Annotated in this window: 23 protein-coding genes; 15 read left to right on the top strand and 8 right to left on the bottom strand. The window is 59.1% G+C overall.

Annotated features, from left to right (window positions below):
* Positions 1-451 precede the first annotated feature (451 nt).
* Positions 452-1,159, top strand: coding sequence for a hypothetical protein (locus ACU680_RS01350; protein ID WP_367085587.1), 708 nt, complete (start codon positions 452-454; stop codon positions 1,157-1,159).
* 153 nt (positions 1,160-1,312) lie between these two features.
* Here the strand turns inward: ACU680_RS01350 and ACU680_RS01345 are convergent, their stop codons facing one another.
* The gene (locus ACU680_RS01345) at positions 1,313-2,530 is read right to left on the bottom strand and encodes an argininosuccinate synthase (protein WP_007963976.1); all 1,218 of its coding nucleotides are present in this window, start codon (positions 2,528-2,530) and stop codon (positions 1,313-1,315) included.
* 129 nt (positions 2,531-2,659) lie between these two features.
* Positions 2,660-3,571 (bottom strand): flagellar protein MotY, encoded by a 912-nt coding sequence (locus ACU680_RS01340; RefSeq protein ID WP_448178446.1) that lies wholly within the window; start codon positions 3,569-3,571, stop codon positions 2,660-2,662.
* Positions 3,572-3,731: 160 nt separating this feature from the next.
* Between ACU680_RS01340 and pyrC the strand changes: the two genes are divergently transcribed.
* On the top strand, positions 3,732-4,778 hold the full coding sequence (gene pyrC / locus ACU680_RS01335; RefSeq protein ID WP_047296199.1) for a dihydroorotase: 1,047 nt from the start codon (positions 3,732-3,734) through the stop codon (positions 4,776-4,778).
* Positions 4,775-5,449: a ribonuclease T gene (gene rnt, locus ACU680_RS01330; RefSeq protein WP_095136951.1), complete on the top strand. Its 675-nt coding sequence runs from the start codon at positions 4,775-4,777 to the stop codon at positions 5,447-5,449. The genes pyrC and rnt overlap by 4 nt, the downstream gene beginning before the upstream one ends.
* 74 nt (positions 5,450-5,523) lie before the next feature.
* Here the strand turns inward: rnt and ACU680_RS01325 are convergent, their stop codons facing one another.
* Positions 5,524-6,126: a peroxiredoxin gene (locus ACU680_RS01325; protein WP_007963972.1), complete on the bottom strand. Its 603-nt coding sequence runs from the start codon at positions 6,124-6,126 to the stop codon at positions 5,524-5,526.
* Positions 6,127-6,439: 313 nt separating this feature from the next.
* Between ACU680_RS01325 and ACU680_RS01320 the strand changes: the two genes are divergently transcribed.
* Positions 6,440-6,658: a bacterioferritin-associated ferredoxin gene (locus ACU680_RS01320; protein ID WP_003227725.1), complete on the top strand. Its 219-nt coding sequence runs from the start codon at positions 6,440-6,442 to the stop codon at positions 6,656-6,658.
* A 201-nt stretch (positions 6,659-6,859) separates the two neighbouring features.
* Positions 6,860-7,333, top strand: a complete 474-nt coding sequence (gene bfr, locus ACU680_RS01315; protein WP_007963971.1) for a bacterioferritin — start codon at positions 6,860-6,862, stop codon at positions 7,331-7,333.
* 184 nt (positions 7,334-7,517) lie between these two features.
* Here bfr and grxD read toward each other — a convergent pair whose 3' ends face one another.
* The 3 genes from grxD to plzR form a co-directional block, all read right to left on the bottom strand.
* The gene (grxD, locus tag ACU680_RS01310) at positions 7,518-7,859 is read right to left on the bottom strand and encodes a Grx4 family monothiol glutaredoxin (protein WP_003227729.1); all 342 of its coding nucleotides are present in this window, start codon (positions 7,857-7,859) and stop codon (positions 7,518-7,520) included.
* A gap of 97 nt (positions 7,860-7,956) precedes the next feature.
* A complete protein-coding gene (locus ACU680_RS01305) occupies positions 7,957-10,062 on the bottom strand; it encodes a molybdopterin oxidoreductase family protein (RefSeq protein ID WP_448178445.1) in 2,106 nt (701 codons plus the stop codon).
* A gap of 129 nt (positions 10,063-10,191) precedes the next feature.
* Complete coding sequence (gene plzR / locus ACU680_RS01300; RefSeq protein WP_007963969.1) at positions 10,192-10,482, bottom strand: PlzR type 4 pili assembly inhibitor; 291 nt, start codon at positions 10,480-10,482, stop codon at positions 10,192-10,194.
* A gap of 403 nt (positions 10,483-10,885) precedes the next feature.
* On the opposite strand from plzR, the gene argF reads away from it, so the two are divergent.
* Positions 10,886-11,806 carry an ornithine carbamoyltransferase gene (gene argF / locus ACU680_RS01295; RefSeq protein WP_095136949.1) on the top strand — a complete coding sequence of 307 codons (921 nt, stop codon included), beginning with the start codon at positions 10,886-10,888 and terminating at the stop codon, positions 11,804-11,806.
* Positions 11,803-12,912: an ABC transporter ATP-binding protein gene (locus ACU680_RS01290; RefSeq protein WP_329696641.1), complete on the top strand. Its 1,110-nt coding sequence runs from the start codon at positions 11,803-11,805 to the stop codon at positions 12,910-12,912. Before argF ends, ACU680_RS01290 begins: the two co-directional genes overlap by 4 nt.
* Positions 12,913-12,990: 78 nt before the next feature.
* Here the strand turns inward: ACU680_RS01290 and ACU680_RS01285 are convergent, their stop codons facing one another.
* Both ACU680_RS01285 and ybaK read right to left on the bottom strand, forming a co-directional pair.
* Positions 12,991-13,773 (bottom strand): PhzF family phenazine biosynthesis protein, encoded by a 783-nt coding sequence (locus ACU680_RS01285; RefSeq protein ID WP_007963965.1) that lies wholly within the window; start codon positions 13,771-13,773, stop codon positions 12,991-12,993.
* Positions 13,774-13,868: 95 nt separating this feature from the next.
* Entirely contained in the window at positions 13,869-14,339 is a 471-nt protein-coding gene (ybaK, locus tag ACU680_RS01280) for a Cys-tRNA(Pro) deacylase (RefSeq protein ID WP_003227741.1), read from the bottom strand.
* Positions 14,340-14,701: 362 nt separating this feature from the next.
* Here ybaK and ACU680_RS01275 point away from each other — a divergent pair, with 362 nt between their 5' ends.
* The 8 genes from ACU680_RS01275 to ACU680_RS01240 all read left to right on the top strand — a co-directional run bounded on the left by ACU680_RS01275 (position 14,702) and on the right by ACU680_RS01240 (position 23,636).
* Entirely contained in the window at positions 14,702-15,553 is an 852-nt protein-coding gene (locus ACU680_RS01275; protein WP_007963961.1) for an MIP/aquaporin family protein, read from the top strand.
* 78 nt (positions 15,554-15,631) lie between these two features.
* Positions 15,632-17,134 carry a glycerol kinase GlpK gene (gene glpK, locus ACU680_RS01270; protein ID WP_367085592.1) on the top strand — a complete coding sequence of 501 codons (1,503 nt, stop codon included), beginning with the start codon at positions 15,632-15,634 and terminating at the stop codon, positions 17,132-17,134.
* A 95-nt stretch (positions 17,135-17,229) separates the two neighbouring features.
* Positions 17,230-17,985: a DeoR/GlpR family transcriptional regulator gene (locus ACU680_RS01265; protein WP_007963957.1), complete on the top strand. Its 756-nt coding sequence runs from the start codon at positions 17,230-17,232 to the stop codon at positions 17,983-17,985.
* 328 nt (positions 17,986-18,313) lie between these two features.
* On the top strand, positions 18,314-19,849 hold the full coding sequence (gene glpD, locus ACU680_RS01260; protein WP_448178444.1) for a glycerol-3-phosphate dehydrogenase: 1,536 nt from the start codon (positions 18,314-18,316) through the stop codon (positions 19,847-19,849).
* Between the two features lie 521 nt (positions 19,850-20,370).
* Complete coding sequence (locus ACU680_RS01255; RefSeq protein ID WP_448178443.1) at positions 20,371-21,297, top strand: glutamate/aspartate ABC transporter substrate-binding protein; 927 nt, start codon at positions 20,371-20,373, stop codon at positions 21,295-21,297.
* A gap of 190 nt (positions 21,298-21,487) precedes the next feature.
* Complete coding sequence (locus ACU680_RS01250) at positions 21,488-22,234, top strand: amino acid ABC transporter permease (protein ID WP_027612077.1); 747 nt, start codon at positions 21,488-21,490, stop codon at positions 22,232-22,234.
* Complete coding sequence (locus ACU680_RS01245) at positions 22,234-22,905, top strand: amino acid ABC transporter permease (protein WP_007963949.1); 672 nt, start codon at positions 22,234-22,236, stop codon at positions 22,903-22,905. Before ACU680_RS01250 ends, ACU680_RS01245 begins: the two co-directional genes overlap by 1 nt.
* Complete coding sequence (locus ACU680_RS01240; protein ID WP_007963947.1) at positions 22,902-23,636, top strand: amino acid ABC transporter ATP-binding protein; 735 nt, start codon at positions 22,902-22,904, stop codon at positions 23,634-23,636. Before ACU680_RS01245 ends, ACU680_RS01240 begins: the two co-directional genes overlap by 4 nt.
* The last annotated feature ends 133 nt before the right edge of the window (positions 23,637-23,769 follow it).

Below are 23,769 nucleotides of genomic sequence, written 5' to 3'. Positions count from 1 at the left end.
TCACTTCCGACATGGCACAAGAGAGTTCCATCGCACTCCCAGCCAAAGACATTCCCTACAACAAAAAAAGATTATTCCTACAAAAAACCTGACAACGATGATATTGGCGTGCGCCAACTGTTTCTCTGATAGCGACTTCGACGTGAAAAATACTACGCCCTTGAGGCCATGCCTGGCGACGCCTCCCAGTGGCACGCCCAGCAAAAGTCTGAAAAAGCGCTGTCATTGCATGACTGCGCATTACCGACATCCTGAAAAAATAAGATAACCAATCAATTGCCAAGAAGATAGAAAAAACCATCTGCACACTTTAACAAATCAACGTCTGAAACAAGATACTTCTACCCAACGGATTTCTTTTAATATAAAAAAGAGCATCAAACGCAAAACCTCACCCACACAAAAACCATTCAACAAACACAATGGAATACACACTTAATGAGCAAACGCCATGATAAAAATCAAAAAGAGAATAACCAACCCCATGACTGTAATTACGATATTTGCATTTATTTCCGAGTCATCGGCAGCCATCTCCTTACCCTTTCTTGATAGCGACGAAAGAGAAGTTTATGTCTGGTTCCTGATCAGCTTCCCGTTTTACTTGCTGCTGCTATTTTTTTTAACGCTAAATTTCAACTACCGATCATTGTATGCCCCCTCGGACTTCGACAATGACGACAGTTTTCTGCAAGTCTTTGACGAGTTGAAACCGGCCGAACCCACACCGTGTGCGCCTACACCAGGCGCTTGTGCAGCGGCAGACGGGACAGCAACTTCAAACGGTTTGCAATGGACGTTGTCTGCACACAATACTGATCCGGGGCGTCGCTATTCGGACGGCACAGGCAAGTCCTGTACGGAGCGCCTCTGGATTGAGCACAACATTCAACTGCCCAAACCCATGGGCACATTGCGTGCGCTAGATGTACGCCCGATGAGCAGCGCGCAGGCGTTCAACACCCTGGCTGAACACTTCCCGCACCTTGGCGGGCAATCGGCCAAGGTGGTGGTTTTTTTGACCGATTCGGCGTCCGGCGTTTTGCTCAAACAAATCACCCCCAGTCTTATCAAGCAATCGAAAAAAAACGGGGGTGCCAAAATTTTCATTGCCTACAACGTGACCGCGCAAAGTACTACGGTATTAAGAGGCGTATGAAAAACGCAGAGTTGATGCCTGAAGTGGACATTCGAAAAAATACTGAAATTGACCGTACCGACCAACGCTCCAGAGTCGGGCCGGACACACAGGAAAAAAAATGGCGGCTTTGTCACTGTGACAAGCCGCCATTTCTTCACGGGTCCGCGAGGCTTAGAACAGCTTGCGGCCCTTGTTCGCGGCAATGCGCATGCGCAGCGCGTTGAGCTTGATGAAGCCCGCCGCGTCGGCCTGGTTGTAAGCGCCGCCGTCTTCTTCAAAGGTCGCGATGTTGGCGTCGAACAGCGAATCGTCGGACTTGCGGCCGGTAACGATCACGTTGCCTTTGTACAGCTTCAGGCGAACCACACCGTTCACGTTGACCTGCGAAGCGTCGATCATCTGTTGCAGCATCAGACGCTCCGGGCTCCACCAGTAGCCGGTGTAGATCAGACTGGCGTATTTCGGCATCAGCTCGTCTTTGAGGTGAGCGACTTCGCGGTCCAGAGTGATCGATTCGATGGCGCGGTGCGCGCGCAACATGATGGTGCCGCCCGGGGTTTCGTAGCAGCCACGGGACTTCATGCCCACGTAACGGTTTTCGACGATGTCGAGACGGCCGATACCATGCTGGCCACCGATCTTGTTCAGCGTTGCCAGTACGGTGGCCGGGGTCATTTCGACGCCGTCCAGCGCAACGATGTCGCCGTTACGGTAGGTCAGTTCCAGGTATTGCGGGGTGTCGGGAGCCTTCTCCGGGGAGACGGTCCAGCGCCACATGTCTTCTTCGTGCTCGGTCCAGGTGTCTTCCAGCACGCCGCCTTCATAGGAGATGTGCAGCAGGTTGGCGTCCATCGAGTACGGGGACTTCTTCTTGCCGTGACGCTCGATCGGGATCGCGTGCTTCTCGGCGTAGTCCATCAGCTTCTCGCGCGACAGCAGGTCCCACTCACGCCATGGCGCAATCACTTTCACCCCTGGCTTGAGCGCGTAGGCACCCAGTTCGAAACGCACCTGGTCGTTGCCCTTGCCGGTGGCGCCATGGGAAATGGCGTCAGCGCCGGTTTCGTTGGCGATTTCGATCAGGCGTTTGGCGATCAGCGGACGTGCGATGGAAGTACCCAGCAGGTACTCGCCTTCGTAAACGGTGTTGGCGCGGAACATCGGGAACACGAAATCACGCACGAATTCTTCGCGCAGGTCGTCGATGTAGATTTCTTTGACGCCCATGGCCTGAGCCTTGGCGCGTGCCGGCTCGACCTCTTCGCCCTGACCCAGGTCAGCGGTGAAGGTCACCACTTCACAGTTATAAGTATCCTGCAGCCACTTGAGGATCACCGAAGTGTCCAGGCCGCCGGAATACGCCAGAACGACCTTGTTTACGTCCGCCATGCCATCACTCCACGGGGTTCTACGGAAAGCCGAGGAGTCTACCGCTCAAATCCGAGAATTTACAGAGGCGCGACAGCTTAAGACGACAAAGCGACAGAATCTGTCGAGAGCGCGACGATGACCGGCGGGTCAGGAAGTCGCCGCAGCGTTGGCTGGCGTACTGGCTTGTGGCGCTGGCGCAGCGGTGGTGGGTGCCACTCGCGCAAGTTTCACGCTGACCCGGCGATTCTTCGCCCGGTTGGCCGCATTGTTGTTCGGCACCAGCGGGTACTGCTCGCCATGGAAACGCACGGTTATCTGCGATTCGGCGATGCCGTTGGCCTTGAAGAAGTCGACGACTGCCAGCGCGCGACGGCGCGACAGTTCACGGTTGGTCAAACGGTTGCCGCTGTTGTCGGAATAGCCATCCAGTTCGATGTGATTGACCGTCGGATCGGCCTTCATGAACTCGAGCATCACCTGCAGCTTGGCTTTGGCAACAGCATCCAGATCGGTGCCTTCGCCGGGGAAGCCGATCTGCGATTGTTTCACCTGATCGAAATTCTGCGGCAGCAACTTCGCCACACACGTCTGGTAATCATTGAACGCTTTGCTGAACTTCACCGGCAGCAGACGCACTTCCGAAACCCGGCCATCGCTGGACGCACGGCGCACCACCGGGCTGCGACCATCGAGCAGACCGCTGATCAGCCCGCCGGCCTGGGATTGTGAGCTGTTGAACAGCACGTTGCCGGTGCCGATCCTGACGCTGCCCAGGTTGATGTCGTTGCGCCCCGGTTGCCATGGCGCTGCCGCCGCGAGCAAGGTCGCCGAACCGCCACCGAGCATGGCGTTGTAGGCATTGAGGCGGAATATCGCCTGCTCGCCGGCCTTGCGCACGAACTGGCCCGAGCCGAAATCGGTGATCGGCTGGGTCAGGCGGCACTCGAACTTGTCGCCCTCGACCGTCCACTCAATGTTCTCCAGACGCGTCTGGTAGGTGAGCGCCATCGCGGGGAGGCTGGCAAACACACTGAGCAAGGCTAAATATCGCTGGCGCACGGGAGGCTCCATTGGCTTCTGTAACACAAAGACCGATTCACACTATGTTTACGGCATACCTACGGGATATCGGAAGGATCCTGCAAAACTTGATAGCGAGTGCCTGCAAGAGTCTTTTCCGGTAGCATTCCCCTCAGTTTGACCCGCCTGGAATCCCCTCATGTCCGACCGCCTGACCCTGCTGCGTCCCGACGACTGGCACATTCATCTTCGCGATGGTGCCGTGTTGACCAATACCGTTGCCGATGTGGCGCGCACCTTTGGCCGCGCCATCATCATGCCCAACCTGGTACCACCGGTGCGCAACGCCGCTGAAGCCGACGGCTACCGCCAGCGGATTCTCGCTGCCCGCCCGGCCGGCAGTCGCTTCGAACCGCTGATGGTGCTGTACCTCACCGACCGCACCCAGCCCGAAGAAATTCGTGAGGCCAAGGCCAGCGGTTTCGTGCACGCCGCTAAATTGTACCCGGCCGGCGCCACCACCAACTCCGATTCCGGAGTCACCAGCATCGACAAAATCTTCCCGGCGCTGGAGGCCATGGCCGAAGTCGGCATGCCGCTGCTGATCCACGGCGAGGTCACCCGTGGCGATGTCGACGTTTTCGACCGCGAAAAGATTTTCATCGATGAGCACATGCGCCGTGTGGTCGAGCGTTTCCCGACGCTCAAAGTGGTATTCGAACACATCACCACCGGCGACGCCGTGCAGTTCGTCAACGAGGCTTCGGCCAACGTCGGCGCGACCATCACCGCGCACCACCTGCTGTACAACCGCAACCACATGCTGGTCGGCGGGATTCGGCCGCACTTCTACTGCCTGCCGATCCTCAAGCGCAATACCCATCAGGAAGCCCTGCTTGACGCCGCCACCAGCGGCAGCGCGAAGTTCTTCCTCGGTACCGACTCGGCGCCGCACGCCCAGCACGCCAAGGAAGCCGCCTGCGGCTGCGCCGGCTGCTACACCGCGTACGCCGCCATCGAGCTGTATGCCGAAGCCTTTGAACAGCGCAATGCGCTGGACAAGCTCGAAGCGTTCGCCAGCCTCAACGGTCCGCGTTTCTACGGCTTGCCAGCCAACACCGATCGCATCACCCTGGTTCGTGAAGAATGGACCGCCCCGACCAGCCTGCCATTCGGCGAGCTGAACGTTATCCCGCTGCGCGCCGGTGAAAAACTGCGCTGGCGCCTGCTGGAGGAACACGCGTGAGTGAAGACCATTTCGACGACGAACTGGACGGTCAAGGCGGCGGCGGTTCCCGTCACCCGATGGCAGCACGTTTTCGCGGTTACCTGCCGGTTGTCGTCGATGTAGAGACCGGTGGCTTCAACTCGGCCACCGACGCTTTGCTGGAGATTGCCGCGACTACCATCGCCATGGATGAAAAGGGATTCGTCTATCCGGATCACACCTACTTCTTCCGCGTCGAGCCGTTCGAAGGCGCCAACATCGAAGCGGCGGCACTGGAGTTCACCGGGATCAAGCTCGATCATCCGCTGCGCATGGCCGTCAGCGAAGAAACCGCGCTGACCGACATCTTCCGTGGCATCCGCAAGGCGCTGAAGGCCAACGGCTGCAAGCGCGCGATCCTGGTCGGCCACAACAGCAGCTTCGACCTCGGTTTTCTGAATGCCGCGGTTGCGCGTCTGGACATGAAGCGCAACCCGTTCCACCCGTTCTCCAGCTTCGACACCGCGACACTGGCCGGTCTGGCTTACGGTCAAACCGTTCTGGCCAAGGCCTGTCAGGCAGCCGATATCGATTTCGACGGCCGTGAAGCGCATTCGGCGCGTTACGACACCGAGAAGACCGCCGAGCTGTTCTGCGGCATCGTCAACCGCTGGAAACAGATGGGCGGCTGGGAAGACTTCGACGACTGATCCTCGTCGGACAAATCCCGTGCATGAAAAAACCGGCCACATGGGCCGGTTTTTTTGTACCGCGACGTTGCGCCTTACAGGGCAGCAGCGTTCTCGGTCAGGTAAGCCGCAACGCCTTCTGGCGAAGCGTTCATGCCTTTGTCGCCTTTTTTCCAGTTGGCAGGGCAGACTTCGCCGTGCTCTTCGTGGAATTGCAGCGCGTCGACCAGACGGATCAGCTCTTCCATGTTACGGCCCAGCGGCAGGTCGTTGATGATCTGCGAGCGGACAACGCCCTTGTCGTCGATCAGGAACGCACCACGGAAAGCCACGCCGCCTTCGGACTCAACGTCGTAGGCCTTGGCGATTTCGTGCTTCATGTCGGCAGCCATGGTGTATTTCACCTGGCCGATGCCGCCGTTGTTGACCGGGGTGTTGCGCCAGGCGTTGTGGGTGAAGTGCGAGTCGATCGACACGGCGACCACTTCCACGTTGCGCGCCTTGAAGTCAGCCATGCGGTTGTCCAGAGCGATCAGCTCGGACGGGCAGACGAAGGTGAAGTCCAGTGGGTAGAAGAACACCAGGCCGTATTTGCCTTTGATGGCCGAGGACAGGGTGAAGCTGTCAACGATCTCGCCATTGCCGAGTACGGCCGGGACGGTGAAGTCTGGGGCTTGTTTGCCTACGAGTACGCTCATGGATATCTCCTGGTGAATAACTTGAAGTTCAGGGTCCGGGCCAGCCTGCCACCCTGAGGCGACAGCCCTGTGACACGAACCCTCTTCGCAAGGGCCGACCATCATACACTGCGTTTTTCGCCTGTCCTTAACGGTTTTTTACCCAAAGCGGATAACCAGGCAGCATTTTCGGGGCCAGGCAATTCGCCAGTAATCACCGTTCGTCAGTGACCCGCCTTCCGATCGAAAACCATTCAGAAAGCACTTTGACAATCATTCTCGTTAACATTAAGATCCATCGCAATTGAGTCACAACCAGCGACGGTTCTCACTTATGTATGTTTGTCTCTGCACTGGCGTCACCGACGGACAGATCCGCGAAGCGATCTATGAAGGTTGCTGCAGCTACAAAGAAGTCCGCCAGGCCACCGGCGTCGCCAGTCAATGCGGCAAATGTGCCTGCCTTGCCAAGGAAGTGGTGCGCGAAACCCTGACCAAGCTGCAAACCGCTCAGGCCGCAATCCCCTATCCGGTAGAATTTACTGCCGCGTAATTGCCCCCCATTTCGAAGAACCGGACTTATGTCCGGTTTTTTTATGCCCGCAAATCAATCGGTTAGACGCTAGACGCGGAACACAAACATTCTTATTCAGATTTAATTTCATTTATTATTCAATAACTTAGGTTTGACACTTATAAATACCAAGCTCAAACTCCGCCTTATATACAGCTATTACAGGGCAGGACTCCCATCATGAAAGGCGACATTACAGTCATCCAGCATCTCAACAAGATCCTTGCCAATGAACTGGTCGCGATCAATCAGTACTTCCTGCATGCGCGCATGTATGAAGATTGGGGCCTGAACAAGCTGGGCAAGCACGAGTACCACGAATCCATCGACGAGATGAAGCACGCGGACAAGCTGATCAAGCGCATCCTGTTCCTTGAAGGCCTGCCGAACGTGCAGGATCTGGGCAAGCTGCACATTGGCGAGCACACCCGGGAAATGCTCGAGTGCGACCTGCGGATCGAGAAGACCGGCCACGCCGACCTGAAAGCCGCCATCGCCCATTGCGAATCGGTTGGCGACTTTGGCAGCCGTGAACTGCTCGAAGACATTCTCGAATCCGAAGAAGAGCATATCGACTGGCTGGAAACCCAACTGGGCCTGATCGATAAAGTCGGTCTCGAGAACTACCTGCAATCGCAGATGGGCGAAGAGTAGGAGCTGCCGCAGGCTGCGATCTTTTTCGATTGCGCCGGTAACCCGCGTTAACTTTTCCAACGCACTAAAAAGCCCCGCCCTCTTATGAGGTGCGGGGCTTTTTATTGGCTGAAGATCAAAAGATCGCAGCCTCGTTTCACTCGACAGCTCCTACAGCAGAAGCCTGTGCCGAGTGAACGCCGGATCAGGCTTCGGACTTGGCCGCAGCAGCCTTGGCCGATGCTTCCTTGACCAGAGTCTGCAGCTCACCATTGGCGAACATTTCAGCCATGATGTCGCTACCGCCGACCAGCTCACCACCGACCCACAGTTGCGGGAAAGTCGGCCAGTTGGCGTACTTCGGCAGGTTGGCGCGGATTTCCGGGTTCTGCAGGATGTCGACGTAGGCGAACTTCTCGCCACAGCCCATCACAGCCTGCGCAGCTTTCGCGGAGAAGCCACACTGCGGGGCATTCGGCGAGCCTTTCATGTAAAGCAGAATGGTGTTGTTGGCAATCTGCTCTTTAATCGTTTCGATGATATCCATGGAGCACCTCGGCTGAACTTTCCGACTCATGGGTCGGCACGGTGACGCATTGTAACGGAATCCCGAGCGCCATGCTCGGTCTCCCCGACGGTCTCGTTCAGGCCGCTGCCACGGTCACCGGCACGCCATTGAGCGCCGCGTTGCCCGACAGTTCATCAAGCTGACACTCATCGGTCAGATCATTAGCACTCGAACCTGGCTGCCCACTGGCGATTGCCATTTGCACACCTGGCCGCGCATGCCCCCAGCCGTGCGGCAGGCTAACCACGCCTTTCATCATGTCCAGACTGCCGAGCACTTCGACCTCGATCTGCCCTACCCGCGAGCTGACGCGAACTAACTGACCATCGTTGAGTCCACGGCTGGCGAGGTCATCCGGGTGCATCAGCAGTTGATGACGTGGCTTGCCCTTCACCAGACGATGATAATTGTGCATCCAGGAATTGTTACTGCGCACATGCCGACGACCAATCATCAGCAGTTCATCGGCGGCCGGCGCCTGCAGGGCCGCAAAGCGTGCGAGATCAGCAAGAATTTCCGGCGGCGCAGCCTGCACCCGTTGATCTGGCGTTTTGAGGCGAGCTGCAAGATTCGGTTTCAACGCCCCAAGATCAATCCCGTGTGGATGATCGAACAACGTCGCCAATGACAGCTTTTGCTCGGACGCGTCTCCGTACAGCCCCATGCGCAGGCCCATGTCGATCATCTTCGCCGGCGCCATGGTCGGTTTCAGCTCCTTGCCGGTCTTCTCGGCAAAGGCCTTGGCCAGGCCGACAAAGATCTCCCAGTCATGCAACGCGCCCTCGGGTTTGGCGAGAATCGCCCGGTTGAAGCGAGTGACGTTGCGCACCGCGAACAGGTTGAACGTGGTGTCGTAGTGATCGTTCTCCAGCGCCGAGGTCGATGGCAGGATCAAGTCGGCGTAGCGCGTGGTTTCGTTGATGTACAGGTCGATGCTGACCATGAACTCCAGACCGTCCAGCGCCTGCTCCAGTTGCCGGCCGTTCGGCGTCGACAACACCGGATTGCCGGCGACGGTGATCAGCGCGCGAATCTGCCCTTCACCTTCGGTGAGCATCTCTTCAGCCAGCGCCGACACCGGCAGTTCGCCGCCGTACTCGGGCCGCCCGGACACGCGGCTCTGCCATTTGTTGAAATGCCCGCCCGAGGTCGATGCCACCAGATCCACCGCCGGCTCGGTGCACAAGGCACCGCCGACGCGATCAAGATTGCCAGTCACCAGATTGATCAACTGCACGACCCAATGGCACAGCGTGCCGAAGGCCTGAGTGGAAACGCCCATCCGGCCGTAGCAGACCGCACTCGGCGCGGCGGCGAAGTCCCGGGCCAGTTGGCGGATCTGTTCAGCGGGAACGGCGCACAGCGGGCTCATGGCTTCGGCAGTGAACGTGGCGACAACTGCGCGCACTTCATCGAGACCATCAACCGGCAAGTGACTGTCACGGGTCAGGCCTTCGCTGAACAAAGTGTTGAGCACCCCGAACAACAACGCCGCGTCGCCACCGGGCCGCACGAACAGATGCTGATCGGCGATGGCTGCGGTTTCGCTGCGCCGGGGATCGACCACCACCACTTTGCCGCCGCGCGCCTGAATCGCTTTCAGACGCTTCTCGACATCCGGCACGGTCATGATGCTGCCGTTCGACGCCAGCGGATTACCGCCGAGGATCAGCATGAAATCGGTGTGATCGATGTCCGGAATCGGCAACAGCAAACCGTGGCCGTACATCAGGTAACTGCTCAGGTGATGCGGCAACTGATCGACCGAAGTCGCCGAGAAGCGGTTGCGCGTCTTCAGCAGGCCGAGGAAATAATTGCTGTGGGTCATCAGCCCGTAGTTGTGCACGCTCGGGTTGCCCTGATAGACCGCCACCGCGTTCTGCCCGTGACGCTGCTGAATCGCCGCCAGACGTTCGGCCACCAGCGCAAAAGCCTCATCCCACTCGATCGGCAGCCATTCGCTGCCGACCCGCCGCATCGGCTGGCGCAGGCGGTCGGGATCGTTCTGAATGTCTTGCAGGGCCACGGCCTTGGGGCAGATGTGCCCACGACTGAACGTGTCGAGCGCGTCACCCTTGATCGAGGTGATCGCGACATTGCCATCGGTTTCAGTGGTCTCGATGGTCAGACCGCAGATGGCTTCGCACAGGTGGCAGGCACGGTGATGGAGAGTCTTGGTCATGGCCAGTCTCTGTCTTGTTCTGGGCAGGCAATCACGCCTGCGGGAACAAAACTATGGCCCGCGACCCGGTGCAGCGCCAGCGACGTTCGTCTTGTGAATCGGCGGCCATCAGGCCGGCCGATAGACGCGTCAGTTCGCCGGAAGCTGGGGCGGCGCGGCCAGCTGGATTTCCTGGATGGTCTCGATCTGCTCGTGGGCGACGTGGACGCCGGTGAGTTCGCCGATCAGTCGCCAATGCTCGTCGAGCCCGGCGCTGATGGTCGCCATGCGGTCGATCATCTGCCGACTGGCGGCCTTGACCACGTCATCTTCACTGCGCAGCAGTTCGAAGGACATCGAGGTCATCGAGGCGGTGAGGTGGGTCAATGAGCGTGCCGTGTGGCCCAGCAGTTCCATTAACAGTTTTTCTTTCGATTCCATGCGGAGGCTTCCTGCGTCGCTCGTGATTTATTTATAACCCAGCACTTTGCTTTAGCAAATGTTTCAACCTGCGCATCCGACCAAGCGAACCGGTGGCTCTCGGGTCACAAACCGACCAGAGCTGTGCCATCCCCGCCGCGCCTGATTGCCAAGCCCGATGGGGCCAGTGTACAAATGCCTCGCTGGCCTCTCGAAAACTGACCGGAAATCACAGTGTTCGCACTGTTTTCCCCGGCGCATTTCTGCAAAAACCGTAGCCTATTGGAAAAACGCGACATTTAGTGTCAATATCGCGCCTCCCCCTATTTCGTCGCCCCGTGCGGCTTACGCCGCAGGTCTCGCCCGTTGTTCCGTTAAACAAGGCTTTGAGCATCTGCGGTCTGTAGCAAAAAGGTAGTCAATGATGAGCGCAAGGCACTTTCTCTCCCTGATGGATTGCACGCCCGAAGAGCTGGTCAGCGTGATCCGTCGAGGCGTTGAGCTCAAGGACCTGCGTAACCGCGGCGTACTGTTCGAGCCGCTGAAAAACCGCGTCCTGGGGATGATCTTCGAGAAATCCTCGACCCGTACCCGGATCTCCTTCGAGGCCGGCATGATCCAGCTCGGTGGCCAGGCGATCTTCCTCTCGCCACGTGACACCCAACTGGGCCGTGGCGAGCCGATCGGTGACTGCGCCATCGTCATGTCGAGCATGCTCGACGCGGTGATGATCCGTACCTTTGCCCACAGCACCCTGACCGAATTCGCTGCCAACTCACGCGTGCCGGTGATCAACGGCCTGTCCGATGACCTGCACCCGTGCCAGTTGCTGGCCGACATGCAGACCTTCCTTGAGCACCGTGGCTCGATCCAGGGCAAGACCGTGGCGTGGATCGGCGACGGCAACAACATGTGCAACAGCTATATAGAAGCGGCAATCCAGTTCGACTTCCAGTTGCGCGTTGCCTGCCCGCAAGGCTATGAGCCCAACCCTGAATTCGTCGCACGTGCAGGCGATCGCGTGACCATCGTCCGTGATCCGCAAGACGCCGTGCGCGGTGCGCATCTGGTGAGCACCGATGTCTGGACTTCTATGGGTCAGGAAGAGGAAACTGCCAAGCGCCTGAAGTTGTTCGCTCCGTTTCAGGTGAACCGCGCCCTGCTCGATCTGGCGGCCGAAGATGTGCTGTTCATGCACTGCCTGCCGGCGCACCGCGGTGAAGAAATCAGCCTCGACCTGCTTGATGACCCGCGTTCCGTCGCCTGGGATCAGGCAGAAAACCGTCTCCACGCACAGAAGGCCCTGCTCGAGTTCCTCGTCGAACCGGCATATCACCACGCATGAGCCATGAATTACTGCTGAACCTGCGCAACCTTGCTTGCGGCTATCAAGATCAACGTGTGGTGCAGAACCTCAATCTGCACCTCAACGCCGGTGACATCGGCTGCCTGCTCGGCTCGTCCGGCTGCGGCAAGACCACCACCCTGCGCGCCATCGCCGGTTTCGAACCGGTGCACGAAGGCGAAATCACCCTCGGCGGCGAGACCATCTCAAGCGCCGGTTTCACCCTGGCGCCGGAGAAACGCCGGATCGGCATGGTGTTTCAGGACTACGCGCTGTTCCCGCACCTGAGCGTCGCGGACAACATCGCCTTCGGCATCCGCAAGCACCCGAACAAGGAGCGCGTCACCGAAGAGCTGCTGGAACTGGTCAACCTGAAGAATCTCGGCAAACGCTTCCCGCACGAGCTCTCCGGCGGCCAGCAACAGCGTGTCGCCCTCGCCCGCGCTTTGGCGCCGGAACCGCAGTTGCTGCTGCTCGACGAACCGTTCTCCAACCTCGATGGCGAACTGCGCCGCAAGCTCAGCCACGAAGTGCGCGACATCCTCAAGGCCCGCGGCACCAGTGCGATTCTGGTGACCCACGATCAGGAAGAAGCCTTCGCCGTCAGTGATCACGTTGGCGTGTTCAAGGAAGGTCGGCTGGAGCAGTGGGATACGCCGTACAACCTCTACCACGAGCCGGCCACGCCGTTTGTTGCCAGCTTCATCGGTCAGGGTTATTTCATCCGCGGCCAGCTCGGCAGCCCGGAGTCGGTGCAAACCGAGCTCGGTGAACTGCGCGGCAACCGGGCCTACACCTGGCCGGTGGGTGGTGCGGTGGATGTACTGCTGCGTCCGGATGACATCGTTTATGCGCCGGACAGCGGGTTGAAAGCGCGGATCGTTGGCAAGACGTTCCTTGGCGCCTCGACCCTGTATCGCCTGCAACTGCCGACCGGTGCGCAGCTGGAATCGATCTTCCCGAGCCATGCCGACCATCAGGTGGGTGCGGAGGTGGGGATTCGCGTCGCCGCCGAACATCTGGTTCTGTTCCAGGCCTCCGGCAGCACCGCCGCACAAATCCCGGCGGTGGAAAACGGCGTCCGCCGCTACAGCACCGCAGTTTAAAGATCAAAAGATCGCAGCCTGCGGCAGCTCCTACATCAATCCCTGTAGGAGCTGCCGAAGGCTGCGATCTTTTAGCTTTTAACCGAGGATCAACGTGCCGCTGGCCACCAGCGTCGCATTCCCGCCAATCTTGACCCGCTCCCCCTCCAGCCGACAGAACAACTCCCCGCCCCGCGCCGAGCGCTGGCACGCGGTCAGACTGGATTTGCCCAGACGTTTCGACCAATACGGAATCAAGCTGCAATGCGTCGATCCAGTGACCGGATCTTCATTGATGCCGATCGCCGGGGCGAAGTAGCGCGAGACGAAATCGTGCTGATTGCCGCGCGCGGTCACAATGGCGCCGAGCCATGGCAGTTTCGCCAGTGCAACCATGTCCGGCGTGCAGTCGAGCACTGCCTGCTCCGACTCCAGCACCACAAACAATTCGTTGGAACCGAGCACATCTACAGCCTCGACACCTAGCGCACGCTCGACATCCAGCGTCACGCCAATCTCTGAAGGCACAATCGACGGGAAGTCCAGCCACAGACGATCACCCTCGCGGCTGACACTCAACGGCCCGGACTTGCAGGTGAAATCCAGCCGCTCGGCATTTTCCTTGTAGATCTCGAACAATACATAGGCACTGGCCAGTGTGGCGTGCCCACACAACGGCACCTCGGTGGTCGGGGTGAACCAGCGGATGTGCCACGCCGCGCCTTCGCGCACCACAAACGCGGTTTCTGCCAGATTGTGTTCGGCGGCGATCTTTTGCATCAGCTCATCCGCAAGCCATGCGTCGAGCCGATACACCATGGCCGGGTTGCCACTGAACGGCCGGTCACTGAACGCGTCCACCTGATAAAACTCGAGCTGCATAACTTTCTCCCTGAGTCAGTCGGCGAAGCATGCCGCCCGGATCGGCTCAGCGCCAGTGACAGAACCGGCCAATTTTCTGCATACAGACATCAGCGTTACGCGCGGCCGATGTCGGCAAATTTGGCCTGGGTGTGCTCGGCCAGTACCGCGGGCGCCAGTTCGACTTCCAGGCCACGTCGGCCGGCACTGACATAAATAGTCGCAAAGCCCTGAGCCGAATTATCGATGAAGGTGCGCAGACGCTTCTTCTGCCCCAGCGGACTGATACCGCCCAACAGATAACCGGTGGAGCGCTGTGCCGCGGCCGGGTCAGCCATTTCGACTTTCTTCACTCCTGCCGCATGGGCCAGGCCCTTGAGATCAAGGCTTCCGACGACAGGCACCACCGCCACCAGCAATTCACCTTTTTCGCTGGCTGCGAGCAGCGTCTTGAACACCTGCGCCGGCTCCAGCGCCAGTTTCTCTGCGGCCTCCAGCCCATAGGACGCGGCCTTGGGGTCATGTTCGTAACTGTGCACGCGATGTTCGGCACGAACTTTTTTCAACAAGTCCAACGCAGGGGTCATGGCAGCTCCAGGCTCGGTATCAACAGAAAAATCCTGCGCTGGATTCTAGGCTATCACATCGCAAAAGGCTCTAGCGCAGGCTCCGGTTTCCGGGCGTTGCAGACGAATCACCGGGCTATCGCCGCAGTCCTCCGCAGGATCATTCAGCAGGCTGATAGTTTAATTGTGACCGATGGTTCACTTTCGACCTTTGACAGGTTTGTTTCTTGTCTATATTTTTTCGAATCTGAATAATGTAAGAATTATCGTCACCGCAGCACCCAGCAGTAAACCGGGAACAGGATGGGGATCCTGCCCCGGGGAAAATCGCGCCTTGCCCTGACGGCAAATGCGCCAGACAACAACAAAAATCGAGGTTTTCAATGACAACTGCTTTACCGCAACCATCGCTATCGGGCCAATGCCTAGCCGAATTTCTGGGTACTGCATTGCTGATCTTTTTCGGTACCGGGTGTGTCGCCGCGCTCAAGGTCGCGGGCGCCAGCTTCGGCCTGTGGGAAATCAGCATCATCTGGGGCGTCGGCGTGAGCATGGCGATCTACCTCACCGCCGGGGTTTCCGGCGCGCATCTGAACCCCGCTGTCAGCATTGCCCTGAGCATTTTTGCTGACTTCGAGAAGCGCAAACTGCCGTTCTATATCCTGTCGCAGATCGCCGGCGCCTTCTGCGGCGCGCTGTTGGTGTACACGCTGTACAGCAACCTGTTCTTCGATTACGAACAAACTCACCAAATGGTTCGTGGTTCGACTGCGAGCCTGGAACTGGCGTCGGTGTTCTCCACTTTCCCGAACCCAGTGCTGTCCACCGCCCAGGCATTCCTTGTCGAGATGATCATCACCGCGATCCTGATGGGTGTGATCATGGCCCTGACCGACGACAACAACGGTCTGCCGAAAGGCCCGATGGCCCCGCTGCTGATCGGTTTGCTGATTGCCGTGATCGGCAGCTCGATGGGCCCGCTGACCGGTTTTGCGATGAACCCGGCGCGTGACTTCGGTCCGAAACTGATGACTTTCTTCGCCGGCTGGGGTGAAATTTCCTTCACTGGCGGCCGCGATATTCCGTACTTCCTGATTCCGATTTTTGCACCGATTGTCGGTGCCTGCCTCGGCGCTGCCGGGTATCGCGGGCTCATCGCCCGTCACCTGACCGGCGCCACACCTGCTACAAAGGATGCAGAACCGGCCATTGACGGCAAACCAAGAACTTCTTGAAACAGTCGGCGCGGGGTCCTGCCCTTTTAGAGCCTGCGCCACGGCCCACTCTCCCTTATTTCGTCCAAGGCAATCGACATGACCGACATTCAGAACAAGAACTACATCATTGCCCTTGATCAGGGTACGACCAGCTCCCGCGCGATCATTTTCGACCGCGACGCGAACGTGGTCTGCACCGCCCAGCGCGAATTCGCCCAGCACTACCCGCAAGCCGGTTGGGTCGAACACGATCCAATGGAAATCTTTGCGACCCAGAGCGCGGTGATGGTCGAAGCACTGGCCCAGGCCGGTCTGCATCACGATCAGGTCGCCGCCATCGGCATCACCAACCAGCGTGAAACCACCGTGGTCTGGGACAAGACCACCGGCCGCCCGGTGTACAACGCCATCGTCTGGCAGTGCCGCCGCAGCACCGAGATCTGCCAGCAGCTCAAGCGCGATGGCCACGAAGACTACATCCGCGATAACACCGGTCTGGTCACCGACCCGTATTTCTCCGGCACCAAGCTGAAGTGGATCCTCGACAACGTCGAAGGCAGCCGCGAGCGTGCGCGCAACGGCGAACTGCTGTTCGGCACCGTCGATAGCTGGCTGATCTGGAAATTCACCGGCGGCAAGGTGCACGTCACCGACTACACCAACGCCTCGCGCACCATGCTCTTCAACATCCATTCGCTGGAATGGGATTCGAAGATGCTGGAAATCCTCGATATCCCGCGCGAGATGCTCCCGGAAGTCAAAGCGTCGTCGGAAATCTACGGTCGTACCAAGAGCGGCATCGCCATCGGCGGTATCGCCGGTGACCAGCAGGCGGCGTTGTTCGGCCAGATGTGCGTCGAGCCAGGCCAGGCGAAAAACACTTACGGCACCGGCTGCTTCCTGCTGATGAACACCGGCGACAAAGCGGTGAAATCGCAACACGGCATGCTCACCACCATCGCTTGCGGCCCGCGTGGCGAAGTGGCTTACGCCCTGGAAGGCGCAGTGTTCAACGGTGGTTCGACCGTGCAGTGGCTGCGCGATGAGCTGAAAATCATCAACGACGCCCACGACACCGAATACTTCGCCAATAAAGTGAAGGACAGCAACGGCGTTTACCTGGTGCCGGCCTTCACCGGTCTGGGCGCCCCTTACTGGGACCCGTATGCCCGTGGCGCACTGTTCGGTCTGACCCGCGGCGTGCGCGTGGATCACATCATCCGTGCCGCGCTGGAATCGATCGCCTACCAGACCCGCGACGTACTCGACGCCATGCAACAGGACTCCGGCGAACGCCTCAAGGCCCTGCGCGTGGACGGCGGCGCGGTCGCCAACAACTTCCTGATGCAATTCCAGGCCGACATCCTCGGCACCCAGGTCGAGCGCCCGCAAATGCGCGAAACCACGGCTCTCGGTGCGGCGTATCTGGCCGGTCTGGCGTGCGGATTCTGGGGTAGCCTGGAAGAACTGCGCGGCAAGGCTGTGATCGAACGCGAATTCGAACCGAGTCTGGAAGAAGTCGAGAAAGAGAAACTGTACAAAGGCTGGAAAAAAGCCGTCAGCCGCACCCGTGACTGGGCGCGTGAAGACGCTGAATAAGCCAACCTTCAGAGACTGATAGGCAACTAACTGGTCGGGAGCGGATTCCTGCGGCATCATGGGCAAATTTTGCACGGCAGCCCAAAGGAAGCCCCATGAATCTGCCTCCCCGTCAGCAGCAAATCCTCGAGCTGGTCCGCGAACGCGGCTATGTGAGCATCGAGGAAATGGCGACGCTGTTCGTTGTTACCCCGCAAACCATCCGCCGCGACATCAATCAGCTCGCGGAGGCCAATCTGTTGCGTCGCTACCATGGCGGCGCGGCCTATGATTCCAGCGTCGAAAACACCGCCTACGCGATGCGCGCCGACCAGATGCGCGACGAAAAACAACGCATCGGCGAAGCCATCGCTGCGCAGATCCCCGATCACGCCTCGCTGTTCATCAACATCGGCACCACCACCGAATCGATTGCCCGCGCCCTGCTCAACCATAGTCACCTGAAAATCATCACCAACAACCTGAACGTCGCCTCGATGCTCAGCGCCAAGGATGATTTCGATGTGCTGCTGACCGGCGGCAATGTGCGTCGTGACGGCGGTGTGGTGGGTCAGGCGAGTGTGGATTTCATCAATCAGTTCAAGGTCGATTTCGCGCTGGTGGGCATCAGTGGCATCGACGAAGACGGCAGCCTGCTGGACTTCGATTATCAGGAAGTGCGGGTTTCCCAGGCGATCATCGCCAATGCGCGGCAGGTGATCCTGGCGGCGGACTCTAGCAAGTTCGGGCGTAACGCGATGATTCGCCTCGGTCCGATCAGCCTGATCGATTGCCTGGTGACGGATCAGCAGCCGGTGCCGGCGCTGGCGCAGTTGCTGAGCCAGCACAAGATTCGTCTGGAAGTCGTTTAACCCCCACTTGGCGCAGCTCCCCTGTGGCGAGGGAGCTTGCTCCCGCTGGGCTGCGAAGCGGCCCCAAAACCATATAATCCAGTGCCTCCAGCCACTTCCTGCGCATCGGATGTACGACGGCTCCGCCGCCGAGCGGGAGCAAGCTCCCTCGCCACAAAGATCATCTGCGCCTTGATAATGTTCGAAAATTTTCTTTTGGCCGCCCTTCGATGAGTTTTTTCAATCGAAGGCGACTGGCTGCGCGCGGCTTTATGGGCTACCATTTTCGCAAATGAACATTTATGTTCGATTTCCAAGACAGAAAATCAAAAGAGCCCGAGGCCAGCCGATGTCCACCTCTACCTTGCGTACGCCCCCTATCTCCGAGATCTACGATGTTGCCGTGATTGGCGGCGGGATCAATGGCGTGGGGATCGCAGCGGATGCCGCCGGTCGCGGTCTGTCGGTGTTCCTTTGCGAAAAAGATGACCTGGCCAGCCACACCTCGTCGGCCAGCAGCAAACTGATCCACGGTGGCCTGCGCTACCTCGAACATTACGAATTCCGACTGGTGCGTGAAGCACTGGCCGAGCGCGAAGTGCTGCTGGCCAAGGCGCCGCACATCGTCAAGCCGATGCGTTTCGTGCTGCCGCACCGTCCGCACCTGCGTCCGGCGTGGATGATTCGCGCCGGCCTGTTTCTCTATGACAACCTCGGCAAGCGCGAAAAGCTGCGAGGTTCGAAAAGCCTGAAATTCGGCGCCGACAGCGCGCTGAAGAGCGAAATCACCAAAGGCTTCGAATACTCCGATTGCTGGGTCGATGACGCCCGCCTCGTCGTGCTGAACGCCATGGCCGCCCGGGAAAAGGGCGCCCACGTGCACACCCAGACGCGTTGCGTCAGCGCCCGCCGCGCCAAGGGCCTGTGGCACCTGAGCCTGGAGCGCGCTGACGGCAGCCTGTTTTCGATCACCGCCAAGGCGCTGGTGAACGCCGCCGGTCCGTGGGTCGCCAAGTTCATCCGTGACGACTTGAAGATGGAATCGCCGTACGGCATCCGCCTGATTCAGGGCAGCCACATCATCGTGCCAAAACTGTACGAAGGCGATCATGCGCACATCCTGCAAAACGAAGATCAGCGCATTGTTTTCACCATTCCGTACCTGAATCACTTCACCCTGATCGGCACCACCGACCGCGAATACACCGGCGACCCGGCGAAAGTGGCAATCACCGACGGCGAAACCGATTACCTGCTGAAAGTGGTCAACGCCCACTTCAAGAAGCAGATCAGCCGCGATGACATCCAGCACAGCTACTCGGGCGTCCGTCCGCTGTGCAACGACGAGTCCGACAATCCGTCGGCCGTGACCCGCGATTACACCCTGGCCTTGTCCGGTGGCGGCGAAGAAGCGCCGCTGCTGTCGGTGTTCGGCGGCAAGCTGACCACCTACCGCAAACTCGCCGAGTCGGCGATGGCCCAGTTGATGCCGTACTTCACCCAGATGCGCCCGAGCTGGACCGCCACCGCGACCCTGCCCGGCGGCGAAGACATGACCACCCCGCAAGCCTTGAGCGCGCAGATTCGCGACAAGTTCGACTTCGTCCCGACCGAGATCGCCCGCCGCTGGGCCACCACCTACGGTAGTCGCACCTGGCGCATGCTCGAGGGCGTCGAGTCCCTGAACGACATGGGCGAACACATTGGTGGCGGGCTCTACACTCGGGAGGTCGATTACCTGTGCAGCGAAGAATGGGCCACCACCGCCCACGACATCCTGTGGCGCCGCAGCAAACTGGGCCTGTTCACCACCCCGGCCGAGCAGGAGAAACTGGCGGCGTATCTGGACAAGGTCGAGCAGAACCGCAAAATCGAAGCGGCGTGATTTGAACATTGCTTAGACGAAAGCCCCTGAATTGAGAGATTCAGGGGCTTTTTGTTTTGTGGGCTCTGCAAAATTTGATTGTGTCAGTTTGATCGTTTCCCCCTCACCCCAACCCTCTCCCCCAGGGGGTAGAGGGGGAAGGGAGCCGATCTTCATGAGGTTCAAATTCTGAGTTCGACTCGGTATCTCAAATCGGTGCATCTCGCCCAGTCGCCGCGTTCAGTCCCCTCTCCCTCTGGGAGAGGGCTAGGGTGAGGGGCTTTTGATCGTTCGGTTTTCCGAACGCGACTTGGCGGTCAATTCGGATAACCGGATCAGTTCCAGCCAAAAACACCGACATAAAGCTTTAATCACCTTATAAATCAAGCCATTAGCCACTATCGACTGCTCTGGCACGACTCATGCTCTACACTCTCTCGACGAATGCCTGCCGTGCCAACACTTCAGGAGCCGTCAGGCATTCGAAGCACAAAAGGGCCGACGAACTGGCTCCATAAAAAAAACAATTCGAGGAAAATTTGATGCGCATCGTTCCCCATATCCTGGGCGCAGCCATTGCTGTCGCTCTGATCAGCACACCAGTTTTCGCCGCCGAACTCACCGGCACCCTGAAGAAAATCAACGATTCCGGCACCATCACCCTCGCTCACCGCGACAGCTCCATCCCGTTTTCCTACATCGCGGATGCTTCCGGCAAGCCAGTGGGCTACTCCCACGACATTCAAGTGGCCATCGTTGAAGCCCTGAAAAAAGACCTGAACAAGCCAGACCTGCAGGTCAAATATAACCTGGTGACCTCGCAGACCCGTATCCCGCTGATCCAGAACGGCACCGCGGATATCGAGTGCGGTTCGACCACCAACAACGCCGAGCGCGCCCAGCAAGTCGACTTCACCGTCAACATCTTCGAAATCGGCACCCGTCTGCTGGTCAAGAAAGACAAGGATGGCAAGCCGTCCTACGCTGACTTTGCCGACCTCAAAGGCAAAAACGTCGTGACCACCGCTGGCACCACGTCCGAGCGCATCATCAAAGCGATGAACGCCGACAAGCAGATGGGCATGAACATCATCTCCGCCAAGGACCACGGTGAATCCTTCAACATGCTGGAAAGCGGCCGCGCCGTTGCCTTCATGATGGACGACGCCCTGCTGGCCGGCGAAGAAGCCAAGGCCAAGAAGCCGGACGACTGGGTCATCACCGGTACTCCACAATCCTTCGAAGCCTACGCGTGCATGGTTCGCAAGGACGACCCGGCCTTCAAGAAGGCAGTGGATGACGCCATTGTCGGCCTGTTCAAATCCGGCAAGATCAACGAGATCTACAAGAAGTGGTTCGAAACCGCGATTCCGCCAAAGGGCCTGAACCTCAACTTCCCGATGAGCGACAAGGTCAAGGAACTGATCGCCAACCCGAGCGACAAGCCGGCGCCTGACGTAAAAATCTGATTCCTGACTAACCTTATCCCCTGAGGGAGCCACCCTCCCTCAGGCGTCTGTTACCTGCTGGTTTTACAGTGGAACACTCGACCTGGCGGTTTTCGAGCCGATCGCGTGTGCCCGGCGTTCAACGTCGGACGGGAAAGGATCTTCCCCAAGCGGGTGCTTGTACATCGATCGATTTCGAGGGGAGACCCTAATGAATTACAACTGGGACTGGGGCGTGTTCTTCAAGTCCACCGGCGTGGGCAGCGAGACTTATCTCGACTGGTACATCGCCGGCCTGGGCTGGACCATTGCCATCGCCATCGTGGCATGGATCATCGCCTTGCTGCTGGGCTCCATTCTGGGGGTCATGCGCACGGTGCCGAACCGCCTCGTATCGGGCATCGCGACCTGCTACGTCGAACTGTTTCGCAACGTGCCGCTGCTGGTGCAGCTGTTCATCTGGTACTTCCTGGTGCCCGACCTGCTGCCGCAGAACCTGCAGGACTGGTACAAGCAGGATCTGAACCCGACCACCTCGGCCTACCTGAGCGTGGTCGTGTGCCTGGGCCTGTTCACCGCCGCCCGGGTCTGCGAGCAAGTGCGCACCGGTATCCAGGCGCTGCCACGCGGTCAGGAATCCGCCGCCCGCGCCATGGGCTTCAAGTTGCCGCAGATCTACTGGAACGTGCTGCTGCCCCAGGCCTACCGCATCATCATTCCGCCGCTGACCTCGGAATTCCTCAACGTCTTCAAGAACTCCTCCGTGGCGTCCTTGATCGGCCTGATGGAACTGCTGGCGCAAACCAAGCAGACCGCCGAGTTCTCGGCCAACCTGTTTGAAGCGTTCACCCTGGCCACGTTGATCTACTTCACCCTGAACATGAGCCTGATGTTGCTGATGCGCATGGTCGAGAAGAAAGTCGCAGTGCCCGGCCTGATCTCCGTGGGGGGTAAATAATGGACTTCGATTTCAGCGGCATCATCCCCGCGATCCCGGGCCTGTGGAACGGCATGGTCATGACCCTGCAGCTGATGGTCATGGGTGTGATCGGCGGCATCGTGCTGGGGACCATCCTCGCGCTGATGCGCCTGTCGTCGAGCAAACTGCTGTCGCGGGTCGCCGGCGCCTACGTGAACTACTTCCGCTCGATCCCGCTGCTGCTGGTGATCACCTGGTTCTACCTGGCGGTGCCGTTCGTGCTGCGCTGGATCACCGGCGAAGACACCCCGATCGGCGCGTTCACCTCCTGCGTCGTGGCCTTCATGATGTTCGAAGCCGCGTACTTCTGCGAGATCGTCCGGGCCGGCGTGCAGTCGATCCCCAAAGGCCAGATGGCCGCAGCGCAAGCGATGGGCATGACCTATGGCCAGACCATGCGTCTGATCATCCTGCCCCAGGCGTTCCGCAAGATGACCCCGTTGCTGCTGCAACAGTCGATCATCCTGTTCCAGGACACCTCGCTGGTCTACACCGTGGGCCTGGTGGACTTCCTCAACTCCGCCCGTTCCAGCGGCGACATCATCGGTCGTTCCAACGAGTTCCTGATCTTCGCCGGTGTCGTCTACTTCATCATCAGCTTTTCCGCCTCGCTGCTGGTCAAGCGTCTGCAAAAAAGGTTCGCCGTATGATCTCTATCAAAAACATCAACAAGTGGTATGGCGACTTCCAGGTGCTGACTGATTGCAGCACCGAGGTCAAGAAAGGCGAAGTGATCGTGGTCTGCGGCCCGTCGGGTTCGGGCAAGTCGACCCTGATCAAGTGTGTCAACGCGCTGGAGCCGTTCCAGAAAGGCGACATCGTCGTCGACGGTACCTCGATTGCCGACTCCAAGACCAACCTGCCGAAACTGCGCTCGCGCGTCGGTATGGTGTTCCAGCATTTCGAGCTGTTCCCGCACCTGACCATCACCGAGAACCTGACCATCGCGCAGATCAAGGTGCTGGGCCGCAGCAAGGAAGAAGCGACCAAGAAAGGTCTGCAACTGCTCGAGCGCGTCGGTCTGTCGGCGCACGCCCACAAGCATCCGGGACAACTGTCCGGCGGTCAGCAGCAGCGTGTGGCGATTGCCCGTGCGCTGGCGATGGACCCGATCGTCATGCTGTTCGACGAACCGACCTCGGCGCTCGATCCGGAAATGGTCAACGAAGTGCTCGACGTGATGGTGCAACTGGCCCACGAGGGCATGACCATGATGTGCGTGACCCACGAAATGGGCTTCGCCCGCAAAGTGGCTGACCGGGTGATCTTCATGGACGCCGGCAAGATCATCGAAGACTGCCCGAAAGAGGAATTCTTCGGCGACATCAGCGCCCGCTCCGAACGCGCGCAGCATTTCCTCGAGAAAATCCTGCAGCACTAAAAGCAACACCGATTTGCCCTTGTGGCGAGGGAGCTTGCTCCCGCTGGGTCGCGCAGCGGCCCCAAAACCTGCCAATGCGATCTATCTGAAACACCGCATTGAATGGATTTACGACTGCTTCGCAGCCGAGCGG

The organism is Pseudomonas sp. LF020 (assembly GCF_053456425.1).
Note: the sequence above shows the minus strand (reverse complement) of the source record. Positions and strands in the feature narration are given on the sequence as shown.